Origin of the sequence: Kutzneria kofuensis (assembly GCF_014203355.1) — a bacterium.
Classification (GTDB): Bacteria; Actinomycetota; Actinomycetes; order Mycobacteriales; family Pseudonocardiaceae; genus Kutzneria; species Kutzneria kofuensis.
The window spans coordinates 4,330,621-4,344,066 of sequence record NZ_JACHIR010000001.1 but is presented as its reverse complement, the minus strand read 5'-3'; the positions used below and the strand labels follow the sequence as shown (position 1 = coordinate 4,344,066).

At 71.3% G+C, this 13,446-nt stretch carries 14 protein-coding genes; 2 read left to right on the top strand and 12 right to left on the bottom strand.

Annotated features, from left to right (window positions below):
• Nucleotide 1: 1 nt before the first annotated feature.
• Complete coding sequence (locus tag BJ998_RS20090) at nucleotides 2–1,012, bottom strand: substrate-binding domain-containing protein (protein WP_221338072.1); 1,011 nt, start codon at nucleotides 1,010–1,012, stop codon at nucleotides 2–4.
• Nucleotides 1,013–1,137: 125 nt separating this feature from the next.
• Between BJ998_RS20090 and BJ998_RS20085 the strand changes: the two genes are divergently transcribed.
• Nucleotides 1,138–2,139 (top strand): LacI family DNA-binding transcriptional regulator, encoded by a 1,002-nt coding sequence (locus BJ998_RS20085; protein ID WP_184863824.1) that lies wholly within the window; start codon nucleotides 1,138–1,140, stop codon nucleotides 2,137–2,139.
• Here BJ998_RS20085 and BJ998_RS20080 read toward each other — a convergent pair.
• From BJ998_RS20080 to BJ998_RS20050, 7 genes are all read right to left on the bottom strand, one after another.
• Complete coding sequence (locus BJ998_RS20080) at nucleotides 2,122–2,970, bottom strand: SDR family oxidoreductase (RefSeq protein ID WP_184863822.1); 849 nt, start codon at nucleotides 2,968–2,970, stop codon at nucleotides 2,122–2,124. The genes BJ998_RS20085 and BJ998_RS20080 overlap by 18 nt on opposite strands.
• Nucleotides 2,971–3,036: 66 nt before the next feature.
• Nucleotides 3,037–4,128: a glycoside hydrolase family 76 protein gene (locus tag BJ998_RS20075; protein ID WP_376775878.1), complete on the bottom strand. Its 1,092-nt coding sequence runs from the start codon at nucleotides 4,126–4,128 to the stop codon at nucleotides 3,037–3,039.
• A 42-nt stretch (nucleotides 4,129–4,170) separates the two neighbouring features.
• On the bottom strand, nucleotides 4,171–4,812 hold the full coding sequence (locus BJ998_RS20070) for a TrmH family RNA methyltransferase (RefSeq protein ID WP_184868803.1): 642 nt from the start codon (nucleotides 4,810–4,812) through the stop codon (nucleotides 4,171–4,173).
• Between the two features lie 11 nt (nucleotides 4,813–4,823).
• Nucleotides 4,824–5,342: a LemA family protein gene (locus BJ998_RS20065; RefSeq protein ID WP_184863820.1), complete on the bottom strand. Its 519-nt coding sequence runs from the start codon at nucleotides 5,340–5,342 to the stop codon at nucleotides 4,824–4,826.
• Nucleotides 5,343–5,351: 9 nt separating this feature from the next.
• Complete coding sequence (gene pyrE / locus BJ998_RS20060; RefSeq protein WP_312890229.1) at nucleotides 5,352–5,903, bottom strand: orotate phosphoribosyltransferase; 552 nt, start codon at nucleotides 5,901–5,903, stop codon at nucleotides 5,352–5,354.
• Nucleotides 5,904–5,917: 14 nt separating this feature from the next.
• Nucleotides 5,918–6,697 carry an SDR family NAD(P)-dependent oxidoreductase gene (locus BJ998_RS20055; protein ID WP_184863816.1) on the bottom strand — a complete coding sequence of 260 codons (780 nt, stop codon included), beginning with the start codon at nucleotides 6,695–6,697 and terminating at the stop codon, nucleotides 5,918–5,920.
• A 52-nt stretch (nucleotides 6,698–6,749) separates the two neighbouring features.
• Nucleotides 6,750–7,463: a TtfA family protein gene (locus BJ998_RS20050; RefSeq protein ID WP_184868802.1), complete on the bottom strand. Its 714-nt coding sequence runs from the start codon at nucleotides 7,461–7,463 to the stop codon at nucleotides 6,750–6,752.
• Nucleotides 7,464–7,540: 77 nt separating this feature from the next.
• On the opposite strand from BJ998_RS20050, the gene BJ998_RS20045 reads away from it, so the two are divergent.
• Nucleotides 7,541–8,731, top strand: a complete 1,191-nt coding sequence (locus BJ998_RS20045) for a cytochrome P450 (RefSeq protein ID WP_184863814.1) — start codon at nucleotides 7,541–7,543, stop codon at nucleotides 8,729–8,731.
• Here the strand turns inward: BJ998_RS20045 and clpB are convergent.
• From clpB to BJ998_RS20025, 4 genes are all read right to left on the bottom strand, one after another.
• Entirely contained in the window at nucleotides 8,721–11,312 is a 2,592-nt protein-coding gene (gene clpB / locus BJ998_RS20040) for an ATP-dependent chaperone ClpB (RefSeq protein WP_184863812.1), read from the bottom strand. The two genes, BJ998_RS20045 and clpB, sit on opposite strands and share 11 nt — an antisense overlap.
• A 233-nt stretch (nucleotides 11,313–11,545) precedes the next feature.
• Nucleotides 11,546–11,995: a MarR family winged helix-turn-helix transcriptional regulator gene (locus tag BJ998_RS20035; RefSeq protein ID WP_184863810.1), complete on the bottom strand. Its 450-nt coding sequence runs from the start codon at nucleotides 11,993–11,995 to the stop codon at nucleotides 11,546–11,548.
• The gene (locus tag BJ998_RS20030) at nucleotides 11,995–12,444 is read right to left on the bottom strand and encodes a MarR family winged helix-turn-helix transcriptional regulator (protein ID WP_184863807.1); all 450 of its coding nucleotides are present in this window, start codon (nucleotides 12,442–12,444) and stop codon (nucleotides 11,995–11,997) included. Before BJ998_RS20030 ends, BJ998_RS20035 begins: the two co-directional genes overlap by 1 nt.
• Before the next feature lie 63 nt (nucleotides 12,445–12,507).
• Complete coding sequence (locus BJ998_RS20025; RefSeq protein ID WP_312890228.1) at nucleotides 12,508–13,251, bottom strand: pyridoxamine 5'-phosphate oxidase family protein; 744 nt, start codon at nucleotides 13,249–13,251, stop codon at nucleotides 12,508–12,510.
• Nucleotides 13,252–13,446: the final 195 nt, after the last annotated feature.

Below are 13,446 nucleotides of genomic sequence, written 5' to 3'. Positions count from 1 at the left end.
CTCACTTCCCCCAACAGTTCTGCAGGCCCCAGGCGGTGTCCTGGGACGGGATGCCGGGCACCGGCTTGTCGGTGATGACCATGGAGCCGGTGTTCTGGAAGCCGCTGGGCTTCTTGCCGCTCTTGGCGTACTCGACGGCCGCGTCGACGCCCAGCGCGGCCATCTTGGCCGGGAACTGCATGACGGTCGCGCCGTACTTGCCGTCCTTGACGTCCTGCACGCCCTGGCAGCCGCCGTCGATGGAGCCCATCACGACCTGGTTGAGCAGGCCCCGCGCCTGCAGCGCCGCGTAGGCGCCGCGGGCCGTCGGCTCGTTGAGCGTGTAGACGGCGTTGACGGAGGTGGCGCGCTGCAGCAGGTTCTCCATGCCCTGCTGAGCCTGGCTCTGGTCGCCGTTCACCGACTGGTGGCCGATGATCGCCGGGTCGCCGTCGGAGAGACCGAAGCCCTGCAGGAACCCGGTGTGCCGCTGCGTGTCCACTGTGGAGCCCGCGGTGCCGTCCAGCATCAGCAGTTGCGGCGGCTTGTCGCCGAGCACCGCCTTGACGTACTGGCCCTCCTGCCGGCCGGCGGCGGTGTTGTCCGTCGCGTACGTGGCATCGACGGCGGTGGCCGGATCGGTCTCGGTGTCCAGCGCGATCACCATGATGCCCTTGTCCCGCGCCTGCTTGATGGCGCTGAGCACGCCGGTCGCGCTGTTCGGCGTGATCAGGATCGTGTTCACGCCGCGCTGCACCAGGTTCTCGATCGCGGTCACCTGCCCGTCGTTGTCGCCGTCGAACTTGCCGGCCAGCGCCGTGAACTGGGCGCCGAGCTTGCTCGCCTCGGCCTGCGCGGCCTGCCGGAGCGCCACGAAGTACGGGTTGGTGTCGGTCTTGGTGACCAGTCCGATCTTCGCCTGCGTGTTGTTGCCGACGGCGGTGGAGCCACCCCAGTAGCGTTGCGTCGTGCAGCCGGTGGTGGTGACGGCCAGGATGGCGACGAGAGTCCCCATCGTCAGGCCCATTCTCATGACGGCCCTCCTGATCAGCGGCGGTGCTGGTTGCGGCGACGCTAATTACGGGTAAGGTCCACAGCAAGCGTTTGCGCAAACGGTTGCACCTGTTTCGATCACGAAGCGTCGCAAGGAATGCTGCCATGGTCACGATGAAGGACGTCGCTCAGCTGGCCGGCGTGTCGATCACGACGGTGTCCCACGTCGTCAACGGCACCAGGGCGGTCGCGGCGGAGACCAAGGAGCGGGTCCTCGACGCGGTGGCCAGGACCGGCTACACCGGCGACGTCATCGCCCGGTCGCTGGTCACCGGCGGCACCCGGTCCCTCGGCGTGGCCATCTCCCTGGTCGCCAACCCGTACTTCGCCGAGCTCATGCAGGCCATCGAGAGCGAGGCCACCGCCGCCGGCTACACCCTGCTGCTCGTCGACACCCACGACGAGGCCGAAACCGAGGAGTACTCCGTACGGATGCTGCGGGCCCGCCGGGTGGACGGCCTGCTGCTCACCCCCTCGCCCGGCGCCGTCAGCACCGTCCTGCCCGAGCTCCGCCGCCTGAACATCCCCACCGTGCTGGTCGACCGGCTGCCCGGCAACCAGCCCATCGACCAGGTCGGCCCCGAGAACGTGCAGGCCACGTCGGCGCTGGTGCAGCACCTCGGCGAGCTCGGGCACCGTCGGATCGGGATGATCAGCGGCGCCTCCGGCCTCACCACGTCGTCCGAGCGGACCCTCGGCTACCGCCTCGGTCTCGGCCGCGCCGGCCTGCCCTGGGACCCCGAGCTCGTCGCCTCCGGCGAGTCCTCCTCCACCCACGGCGCCATCGCCCTCGGCCAGCTTCTCGCCCTGCCGTCCCCACCCACCGCCGTGGTCGCCGGCAACAACAACATGATGGTCGGCGTCCTGCACGAGGCCCGCCGCCGCAACCTCAAGATCGGCACCGACCTCGCCGTGGTCGGCTACGACGACGTCGAATGGGCCGACCTCGTCGACCCGCCGCTGACCACCATGGCCCAGCCCATCGCCGACATCGGCCGCACCGCCGTGCGGATGCTGCTGGCCCGCATCCAGGACCCGTCCCGGGAGCCGCAGACCGTCCGCCTCCCGGCGAAGCTCATGCACCGCCAGTCATGCGGCTGCGGCTGAGAAGTCCGCGGCGTGGTCGACGGCCCAGTCGGCGAACGTGCGGGCGGGCCGGCCGGTGAGCCGTTCCACCATGTCGTTGACGGGTTCGGGGTTGGCCACCATGGCGGCGTGCGCGGCCAGGATGCCGTCTACGACCGGCGCCGGCAGATCCGCGAAGATCGCCCGCCGCGCTACCTCGTCCGGCACCTCCTCGAACCGCACGGCGCGGCCGATGGCCCGTCCGATCGCCCGCGCCTGCTCGACCTGGCTGATCGACTCCGGCCCGGTCAGCACGGGTCGCGCCCCGACCAGTCCGTCCTCGGTCAAGGCCCGGACGCCCACCGCCGCGATGTCCCTCTCGTGGATCAACGACCGGCGCGCGGCCCCGTGGATCCAGCGGACCACGCCCTCGGCCCGGATCTGCGGGGCCCAGCCCAGGGCGTTGGCCGCGAAGCCGCCCGGCCGCAGGAAGGTCCACTCCACGCCGGAGTCCTCGATCAGCCGCTCCAGCATGGCGTGGGAGCCGAGGATCCCGTCGGTCGCGTCGGCGGTGACCCCGTTGGCGGACAGGTAGACGACGCGCCGCGCGTGCTTGGCGATCTCGGCGATGGTGGCCGGCGCGGCGTGGTCGGCGGCGACGGTGGGCCACACCAGGAACACCGAGTCGACGCCGTCCAGGGCCGGGCGGAGGCCGGCCGGGTCAGCCAGGTCGCCGCGAACCACCTCGACGCCCTCGGGCACCGCGGCCCGTTCGGGATCCCGTACCAGCGCGCGCACCGCGACGCCCCTGTCCAGCAGCTGGGTCAGCGCGCTGCCGCCGACCCTCCCGGTCGCGCCGGTCACCAAGATCACGGTTCGCTCCTCGCCCGTCGGATGGTCCTTCCACGGGCAACGATGCAACCTCGACCAAGGTTGAGGTCAACCGGTGTGCGGGTGGACGTCGTTGCGCTCCAACGCCGCCGCGGCCTCGAAGAGCATCCAGCCCGACAGCTGCACCGACAGGTCCCGCTCCGGGCGACGCCGGCCGGGGGCGGCCGGCATCATCCATTCCGGCCCGAACAACGGACCCCCTCGGATGTCGGCCCGGTTGCGCCAGGCGGAGTCGGCGGAGAGGTAGACGATCTGGGCGGCGTCCTTGTCGTCGAGGATGATGGCGGCGTGGGCGAGATACCGGGCGAGGATGCCGGCGAAGAGACCGCCGTCGCCGCCACCGTTGCCGGGCAGCACACCACCCTCGCCGACCATGTGCTCGGCCACGGCGAGCACGGTCCGGCGGGCGAAGGTGGCCCACACCTGGTTGCCGGTGGCGAGGAACAGCTCGACGCAGGCGCCGATGAAAACGCCTTGGCAGTAGGTGAAAGCCCATTCGACGACACCGGAGACCTCGCCGTCGGGGTCGACGCGCAGGCCGTCCAGCACCAGTCCGGTGTCGGGGTCGACGAGCCACTCGTCGATCCAGTCCACAATGGACAGGGCGCGCTGGAGGTCGGCGCGGTCGCCGAGGCGGGTGAACAGCATCGCGGCCGGACCGTTGGCGGGGACGTTCTTGAGATTGTCCTTGGTACGCCACCAGATCCCGCCGCCGCCGTGGTCGGTCCAACCGTCGCGAAGCCGCTGCCGGATCTCCTCGAGGGCCCCGGGGCGGCGGACGTCGAGCTCCTCGCCGGCTCGCCACAGGGCCAGCCCCAGCCAGGCGATGTCGTCGTAGTAGCGATTGAGCCACCGGCGGCCGTTGCGCAGCCGAATGGTGTCGATCAGCCGCTCGATGTCATGCAGGCGCTCCGGCGCGGGCGCCCGGAGCTGAGCATCGATCATGCAGTCGAGCAGGTGCGCCTGCCACCAGTAGTGCCAGGTCAGGTGCAGCCGGCGGCCCCGGGCGGGCCAGCCGGTGACGGCGAGTCTGGTGCCGGGCAGGGCCCACAGCCGCCGCAGGTGTCTTGTCCGCACGGCCCGCTCGGCCATGGCCGCCCTGGCGGCCCACAGCGCGGGGGCGTTCGGGGAGTGCGTCACCGACCCATCGTGCGCGCTTGATCGATTCCGCAGACACCGCGATCACCAGGACGTATGAAGGTCGGCGTGTTGCGCCACCCAGGTGTGCATGACGATGCCGGCGGCGACACCGGCGTTGATGGATCGGGTGGACCCGAACTGGGCGATCGACACGACCATGTCCGCCGACGCCTGCGCGGCGGCGGACAGCCCCGGGCCCTCCTGCCCGAACAGCAGCACGCAGGCGCGCGGCAGCGCGGTGGTCTCGATCCGCACCGAGCCGGGGGTGTTGTCCACGGCGATGATCTCCAGCCGCTCCGACCGCGCGAACGCCACCAACGACTCGACGTCCTCGTGGTGGAGCAGGTGCTGGTACCGGTCGGTGACCATGGCCCCGCGCCGGTTCCAGCGCCGCCGCCCGACGATGTGCACGGCGCGGGCGGCGAAAGCGTTGGCGGTGCGGACAACCGTGCCGATGTTGTGGTCGTGCTGGAAGTTCTCGATGGCGACGTGGAACGGGTGCCGGCGGCGGTCGAGGTCGGCGACGATCTCCTCGCGCCGCCAGTACCGGTAGTGGTCGACGACGTTGCGCCGGTCGCCCTCGGCCAGCAGCTCCGGGTCGTAGCGGTCGTCGTCGGGCCACGGTCCCGGCCACGGCCCGACGCCGACCTCCGCACCGGCCGCGACCCACTCGGTCGGGCCCATCTCGTCCTCGGTCACCGGGTTCGCCCGCCCGGCAGAAAGTACTGTGCCCGGGCCACCTTGGTCGTGGCGGCCACGATGTTGCTGGGGAAGGCGACGATCCGGCTGTTCAGCGCGTGCACGCTGTCGTTGTAGTCGCGGGCCGCCGCCGCCACCCGCTCGTCGCTCTCGCCCATCTGCTCCCACAGCAGCCCGAAGTCCCGGTCCTCCCGCAGCCGCGCCGGCACGCCGGCCAGAAACGCCGTCAGCTGCTGGTTGAGCAGCTGCTCGGCTCGGCTCTGGGCCACCGGCCCCGCGCCCCGGCTGGCCATCGCCTGCGACCGCGCCTGCACGATCGTGCTCACGTTCACGCCGCCCGCCTTCGTCACGGCGACGATGCCGCCGATCAGGTCGTGCCGGCGTTGCAGCTCCGCGTCCACCCGCCGCCACATCCGCTCGACCGCCTCGCGCTGCACGGTGAACCTGTTGTGGCTCAGCGTGACGCCGAGCGCGGTCAGCAGCAGCACCACCACGACGGACAGGGCAGCGACCAAGGACGCCTCCTACAGACCGAGATCGGAGAGATCGAGAAGGTACCGGTAGGGCAGACCGGCCTCCGCGATGGCTTCACGTACCCCGGTGTTCCGGTCGACAACCGTGGCGACGCCGACCACGGTCGCGCCGGCCTCACGCAGCGCCTGCACGGCGGTGAGCACACTGCCGCCGGTCGTCGACGTGTCCTCGACGGCGAGCACACGCTGCCCGGCGACCTCGATGCCCTCGATCCGGCGCTGCATGCCGTGGGTCTTGGTCTCCTTGCGTACCACGAAGGCGTCAAGCACATCGCCCTCGGCCGCGGCGGCGTGCATCATCGCGCAGGCCACGGGGTCGGCGCCGAGCGTGAGCCCACCGGCGGCGACGTAGTCCCAGTCGGCGGTCAGCTGCCGCAGCAGCTTGCCGATCAGCGGCGCCGCCGCGTGGTGCAGCGTCGCGCGCCGAAGGTCGACGTAGTAGTCGGCCTCGGCGCCGGAGGACAGGGTGACACGGCCGTGCACGACGGCAAGCTCGGAGACAAGACGGGCCAGTTCGGACTTCGCCGGAGATTCCACTCGCACGGATCCACACCCTCTCATGTCCGGCCGCGGCCGGCGGCGACGCGCCCGGCGATCCTCCTCACCAATCCGCGCGGCACCAGCCGGCTGACGCCGACGATGGCCTTGTACTGCAGGCCCGGCACGCAGACCACCTTGCCCTGCCCCAGATCCGCCAGGCATTCGGTGACGACCTGGTCGGCGTCCAGCCACAGCAGCTCGGACGTCTTGCTCATGTCGATGCCGGCCCGCTGGTGGAACTCGGTGTGCACGAAGCCGGGGCACAGCGCCATCAGCCGCACGCCGGAACCGGCCAGCGCGATGGACAGCCCCTCGGTGAACGACGTGACGTAGGCCTTGCTGGCCGAGTAGGTGGAGCCGCGGCCGGGCATGAAGCCGGCGACGCTGGAGACGTTGATGATCACGCCTGCGCCGCGCGGCACCATCGTCGCCAGGGCGGCGTGGGTCAGCCGCATCACGGCCGTGACGTTGACGTCCAACTGCTTCTGCATGTCCTCGACAGGGGAGGTCCAGAACTCCCCGGAGGTGCCGAAGCCGGCGTTGTTGACCACCACGTCGACCGGCCGGGAGGCGTCGCGCAGCCGGGCCTCCACCGCCGCCCGCCCCGCCTCGGTGGCCAGGTCGGCCGGTAGCACCTCGGATTCGACGCCGAACCGGCGCTTGAGCTCCTCGGCCTGTTCGACCAGCCGGGACTCGGTACGGGCGACGAGCACGAGGCGGTCGCCGTCGGCGGCGAACCGGCGCACGAAGGCGGCGCCGATGCCGGAGGTGGATCCGGTGACGAGACAGGTGGCCATGCATCGAACGTTACCGGCGAGTCACCGCCGGCCGTATCCTTCGGCCTCGACCTCAGGCCCCGTTCCGGCCGCCGAACGAGGGCCGGTAGACCTCGCCGCCGGGGTTGTCGTCGGACGCGTCGTTACTGGGCGTGTCCGCCTCGAACGGGTCGACCACGTCGGCCAGCTCGCCGACGTCGCGCAGCAGCCGCTCCAGCCGGGCCGGGCTGGCCCCGGGCGGGGCGGCCGCGAGCACCCAGTCCTCCTCCAGCCAGACCACGGTGACGTCGCCGCCGATCTCCTCGGCCGCCTCGACCAGGTCGGGCGTGATGAGCATGCGGGCGGCGGTCAGGTCGGACACGAAGGCGTAGCGCTGGCCGACCGGGCCGAGCAGGTCCGGCATCTGTTCCCGCTGGAAGGGCACGCTGGGCAGCCACAACTCCACCACGACCGGGTGACTGCGGCGGCACCGGATGCCGACCAGCACGGAGTTGACCTTGCCGCCGTTCTCCAGGTCGAGCACGTACACCTGGCGCCGCCCGTCGGCGGTGAAGGTGGACCCGGCGACGACGTCGCGGGCCACGCCGCTGCCGTAGTAGGCGATGGCCCCGTGGTGCCAGCGGGTCGGCAACACGTGGTCCGTCTCGGCGAACTGCCAGCCCCGCAGACCCGCCCAACGCCGTCGCTCTCGGTTACGAGCCGTGCGTTGGGCGCGGTCTGTCGCCAGCAGTGCCAGCCCTGCCACTGCCAGGACGACGAACGCCGTGAACCAGACCCACGCAGGTATCACAACAGGCAGGGTAGCGGCCGCCCGGCCGATAACGAAGATCACTAGTGGGTCAGTTCTCCGGACGAGGGGTAACGATGAGCCTTCCAGTCATCCCGTTCGACACGCCGCAGTCGCTCGACACGGACCCCGCGGCGCTGGCCCTGCTGGCGGAAGGCCCGGTGGCCAGGGTGCGGATCGGCGCCGGCGGGCCGGAGGGCTGGCTGGTGCTGGGCTATCGGGCGGCCCGCCAGGTGATGACCGACCCGCGGTTCAGCCGCGAGGCGGCGATGACCCCGGCGACGCCGAAGTCCAGCACCACCGCGGACGCCCCGGACGTGGTGACCAACCTGGACGCGCCCAAACACACCCGGGTGCGCCGGCTGATGGCCAAGGCCTTCACGCCGCGCCGGGTGGACGCGCTCGCGCCGCGGATCCAGCAGATCATCGACGGGCTGCTGGACGACGTCGAGGACCACGGCGCACCCGCCGACCTGCTGGGACTGTTCGCCGCGCCGCTGCCGATCACGGTCATCTGCGAGCTGATGGGCGTGCCGGACATGGACATCGCGCGGATGCGCGACTGGGCCGAGAAGCTGATGGCGGTCTCCCTGTACCCGGTCGAGGAGATCCTGGCCGCCCAGGACGACCTGCAGGCGTACCTGGGCGGGCTGATCGAGCACAAGCGGGCGCACCCGGGCGATGACGTGACGACCGCGCTGGTGCAGGCCCGCGACGACGGCGACGGGCTCAGCCAGGCCGAGCTGGTGATCAACCTGCAGACGCTGTTCGTGGCCGGCCACGAGACCACGGTCAACCAGTTCGCCAACGGCATCGTGACGCTGTCCCGGCATCCCGAGCAGTTCGACCGGCTGCGCCGCGACCTCGACCTGGTGCCCAACGCCGTGGACGAAATCCTGCGCTACGTCAAGTTCTCCAACGCGGACATGCCCAGGGCCGCCACCGAGGACGTGGAACTCGGCGGTCAGCTGATCCGGGCCGGCGAGACGGTGATGCTGCCGCCGCACGTGCCCAACCGCGACCCGGAGGCATTCGAGAACCCGAACGTGTTCGACGTGACCAGGCCGAACGCCGGCGACCATCTGACCTACACCTACGGCCCGCACTACTGCCTGGGTGCGCATCTGGCCAACACCGAGCTGCGTCTGGCGCTGCGCTCGGTGTTGGCCAGATTCCCGAATCTTCGGGTCGCGGTCCCGGACGACCGGCTCGTCTGGAAGAACGGGCTGATCGTCCGGGCCCTGCGGGAGCTGCCGGTCAGCTGGTGAGGGCGCGGCCGACCATCAGGCCGGAGTTGTCCTCCACCACGTCGACCAGCACGGTGTCGCCGTCCCGGATCTCGCCGGCCAGCAGCTCCTTGGCCAGCTGGTCGCCGATCGAGGACTGCACCAGCCGGCGCAGCGGCCGCGCGCCGTACACCGGGTCGAACCCGTTGAGGGCGAGCCAGTCGCGGGCGGCGGGCGAGACCTCCAGCGTCAGCCGGCGCTGCGACAGCCGCTTGGCCAGCCGGGACACCTGGATGTCCACGATCGCGGTCAGCTCCTCGGTGGCCAGCGCGTGGAAGACCACCACGTCGTCCAGCCGGTTGAGGAACTCCGGCTTGAAGTGCCGCTGCACGGTCGACAGCACCGCGTCCTTGCGCTGCTGCTCGGTCAGCACCGGGTCGGCGATGGCCTGCGAGCCGAGGTTGGAGGTGAGCACCAGGATCGTGTTGCGGAAGTCCACGGTGCGGCCCTGGCCGTCGGTCAGCCGGCCGTCGTCCAGCACCTGCAGCAGCACGTCGAACACGTCCGGGTGGGCCTTCTCCACCTCGTCGAGCAGCACCACGGCGTACGGCCGGCGGCGCACCGACTCGGTCAGCTGGCCGCCCTGGTCGTAGCCGACGTAGCCGGGCGGGGCGCCGACCAGGCGGGCCACCGAGTGCTTCTCGGCGTACTCGCTCATGTCGATCCGGATCATCGCCCGCTCGTCGTCGAACAGGAACTCGGCCAGCGCCTTGGCCAGCTCGGTCTTGCCGACGCCGGTCGGGCCGAGGAACAGGAACGAGCCGGTCGGGCGGTCCGGGTCGGCCACGCCGGCCCGGGTCCGGCGCACCGCGTCGGACACCACGCGCACCGCCTCGGCCTGGCCGACGACCCGCCGTGCGAGCTCGTCCTCCATCCGCAGCAGCTTGGCCGTCTCGCCCTCGAGCAGCCGGCCGGCCGGAATGCCGGTCCACGCGCTGACGACGTCGGCGACGTCGTCCGGGCCGACCTCCTCCTTGAGCATCACGTCGCCGCTCGGCGTGCTCGCCGTCGCGGCCGCGAGCTCCTTCTCCAGCGCCGGGATCCGGCCGTAGCGCAGCTCGGCGGCGCGGCCCAGGTCGCTGTCGCGCTCGGCCCGCTCGGACTCGCCGCGCAGCTGCTCCAGCTGCTCCTTGAGCTCCCGGACCTTCTCGATGGAGCCCTTCTCGTTCTGCCACCGGGCGGTCAGCGCGGACAGCTGCTCGCGCTTCTCGGCCAGCTCGGCCCGCAGCGACTCCAGCCGGTCCTTGGAGGCCTGGTCGGACTCCTTCTCCAGCGCCATCTCCTCGATCTCCAGGCGGCGCACGGCGCGCTCCACCTCGTCGATCTCGACGGGCCGGGAGTCGATCTCCATCCGCAGCCGGGACGCGGCCTCGTCGACCAGGTCGATGGCCTTGTCCGGGAGGAAGCGGGCGGTGATGTACCGGTCGGACAGGGTCGCGGCGGCCACCAGCGCGGTGTCGGTGATGCGGACACCGTGGTGCACCTCGTAGCGCTCCTTGAGGCCGCGCAGGATGCCGATCGTGTCCTCCACGCTCGGCTCGCCCACCAGCACCTGCTGGAACCGCCGCTCCAGCGCGGGGTCCTTCTCGATGTGCTGGCGGTACTCGTCCAGCGTGGTGGCGCCGACCATGCGCAGCTCGCCGCGGGCCAGCATCGGCTTGATCATGTTGCCGGCGTCCATCGCGCCCTCGCCGGTCGCGCCGGCGCCGACGATGGTGTGCAGCTCGTCGATGAAGGTGATGACCTGGCCGTCGGAGTCGGTGATCTCCTTGAGCACGGCCTTGAGCCGCTCCTCGAACTCGCCGCGGTACTTCGCGCCGGCGACCATGGAGCCCAGGTCGAGCGCGACGACCCGCTTGCCGCGCAGCGACTCCGGCACGTCGCCGGCCACCACCCGCTGGGCCAGGCCCTCGACGATGGCGGTCTTGCCGACGCCGGGCTCGCCGATCAGCACCGGGTTGTTCTTGGTGCGCCGGGACAGCACCTGCACGACCCGCCGGATCTCGGCGTCGCGGCCGATCACCGGGTCGAGTTCGCCGTCGCGGGCCCGCTGGGTGAGGTCGACGCCGTACTTCTCCAGCGCCTGGAAGGTGCCCTCCGGGTCCGGGCTGGTGATCCGGGCCGAGCCGCGGACCTTGGTGAAGGCCTCGCGCAGCGCGTCCGGGGTGGCGCCGTGCCGGCGCAGCAGGTCGGCGACCTGCCCGCCCTCGGCGGCCAGCCCCACCAGCAGGTGCTCGGTGGACACGTACTCGTCGCCCATCTCGGTGGCCAGCCGCTGGGCGTGCGTGATCACCCGCAGCCCGTCGCGGGACAGCTGCGGGGCGGACATGGTGGCGCCGGTCGCCGACGGCAGCGAGTGCGCGAGCTTCTCCAGCTCGGCGCGCACCTGCGCCGGATCGGCCCCGACCGCGGTGAGCAGCGGGGCGGTCAGACCGTCACCCTGGGCCAGCAGCGCGGCGAGCAGGTGCACGGGCGTGATGTCGGGGTTGCCGGCCATCGTCGCGGCCTGCGCCGCCTCGGACACCGCCTGCTGCGTCTTCGTGGTCGGGTTGAACTGGTTCATCTCCCACCTTCGGGGCGAGACTTCGGGACACTCGCTTCAACGTCAGAAAAGTTGAGTCTGTTCCGCTCAAGTCAGAGCATACCCGAGTGAGCCGGGTCACCCAACGCCGTCGGGGCAGGTCAGCACCCGCCTATACGGCGTTCACCCACATGCGAATCGCGGTTGTCCCCAGCGGTATCCCGGTTGTCCACAATCCCCAGGTGACGATCCACAGGACTGCGCCGTCCGGGTGGTCACGCTTCCAAGGTCGCCCGCAGCGTCGCGACCAGCTCGCGCAGCACCCCGTTGGTCGCCGCCAGGCGCTCGTCGTCCCAGTCCGCGAACGCGCCGCGGATCAGCTCGGCCTGCCGCCGCTTCCAGCCAGCGAGCACCTCGACGCCCCGCTCGGTCGGGCTGATCAGGGCCACCCGGCCGTCGCTCGGCGACGGCCGGCGGTCGACCAGGCCGACCTTCTGCAGCTGGGCGATCTGCCGGCTGACCACCGAGGTGTCGACCACACGGTGCTCGGCCAGGTCGGACACCCGGCACTCGCCCCGGGCCACCACGTCGGCCAGCAGCGCGCCGGCCGCCGGGTGCAGCCCGAACTCGTCGTCCCAGAACCGCATCCGGACCGCGTTCTGGAGCTGGTTGAGCATCCGCAGCTGGCGGATGAACTCGAGCGACTCGTCGGCCGAAGGCCCCATCACAGCACCTCGTTCAGCCGATCCAGCAGGGTGGAAAACGTGTGCATGTCGTCGGTGGACCAGTGCGACAGCCGCTCCCGCAGCAACTTGCGGCGGTCGGCGCGGACGGCGGCCAGCCGGTCGTGGCCGGTGGCGGTCAGCTGCACGATGCGGGCCCGGCCGTCGGCGCTGTCCACGGCCCGCTCCAGCAGGCCGAGCTCCTCCAGCCGGGCGATCTGCCGGCTCACCGTGGACTTGTCCAGGCCGGTGCGCTCCACGATCTCGGCGGCGCGCACCGGGCCCGTTTCGTACAGGTGCACGAGCAGCGCGTAGGAGGCGGTGTCCAGCCCCGGGTGGACCTCCTTGGCGACCTGGAGGGAGAAGCTGCGGGCCCGGCCGAACAGCACCGACAGCGCCCGCTCCACGGCCTGGGCTGCCTCCCGGCGGTCAGCCTGATCGTGCTCGTCCACTCCTGGTCCTCCATCCGCGTCACACGAACGTCAAACCGTAGTGGTCGGGGTGTCCGATCCCCGCTAGCGGGCCGCCGTTCTGGCCGATCGGACGCCGAAGAAGTCCCCGCCCTTGCGGCGGCCGTCGTCGGTGCCCCAGTCCCGGGTCCGGTCGACCGGGACCAGCCTGGGGATGTGCTTGCGGCAGTGAATGTAGGCCTCGACCACCTCCAGCACCACCCAGCGCTCCGGGGTGCGGCCGCGCTCGAACTCGGCCGGCAGGTCGGGGTGCACGGCGCGCAGCTCGGCGTCGTCCACGATACGGGCCCGGCCGTTGACGTGCAGGCCGATCAGGTCGGTGACGAAGTCGACGAGCAGCATCGCGACGTGCGCGTTCTCGCTGATGTTGCCGAGGCTGGCCATGACGCCGTTGCCCCGGTACTCGGGGTAGGCCAGCCAGCGCTCGCCGAGGACCTGCACGAAGCCGGGCGGGCCGGCGCGGAAGGTCACGTCGCACTCGCCGGCGGCGTCGGAGGTGCCGATGAAGGCCATGTCCATGCGGGTAACGAAGGAGCGCATCTCGTCGTTGAGATGGTCGAGGACCTGATCGCGATAGAACCGGTTGGCCCGGTCCACGGTGCCGAAGGCGCGCTGCAGGAGGTGCTCGCCGCGGGAACCGGGTAAGTGCTCGGCGTCACGCGTCTCGCCGAGCGGATCGTCGGGGTGCAGGGTGATGTCGGTCACCGCGGGGGACGGCGCATCCGACAGCTCCAGCTGGAGCAGCTCGGGACCAGCGGTACCGGTCGGAGCAAGGTGGACGGGGGTCACGGTGATCCACCGTGTCATGTCGGCCGCGTTCTGCACACCCCCGGCCCATTCTTCGCCCGTTCGTGGGAAGGTCTGTCAACGGTTAGTTACCCCAGTCCACTCGAACGTGGCATCAAGTCCCACAAAGACTCGATGTCGAGTTAGGGTCCACCCCGTCGGGGGACGGATGCTTGACCACGGGGCGCCTTGCCAGGT

What these genes read in the sequence shown, in the direction of transcription:
- BJ998_RS20090 (WP_221338072.1), bottom strand. Translation starts at nt 1,012, where the DNA reads ATGAGAATGGGCCTGACGATGGGGACTCTCGTCGCCATCCTGGCCGTC.
- BJ998_RS20085 (WP_184863824.1), top strand. Translation starts at nt 1,138, where the DNA reads ATGGTCACGATGAAGGACGTCGCTCAGCTGGCCGGCGTGTCGATCACG.
- BJ998_RS20070 (WP_184868803.1), bottom strand. Translation starts at nt 4,812, where the DNA reads ATGGGCCCGACCGAGTGGGTCGCGGCCGGTGCGGAGGTCGGCGTCGGG.
- BJ998_RS20055 (WP_184863816.1), bottom strand. Translation starts at nt 6,697, where the DNA reads ATGGCCACCTGTCTCGTCACCGGATCCACCTCCGGCATCGGCGCCGCC.
- BJ998_RS20045 (WP_184863814.1), top strand. Translation starts at nt 7,541, where the DNA reads ATGAGCCTTCCAGTCATCCCGTTCGACACGCCGCAGTCGCTCGACACG.
- clpB (WP_184863812.1), bottom strand. Translation starts at nt 11,312, where the DNA reads ATGAACCAGTTCAACCCGACCACGAAGACGCAGCAGGCGGTGTCCGAG.
- BJ998_RS20035 (WP_184863810.1), bottom strand. Translation starts at nt 11,995, where the DNA reads ATGGGGCCTTCGGCCGACGAGTCGCTCGAGTTCATCCGCCAGCTGCGG.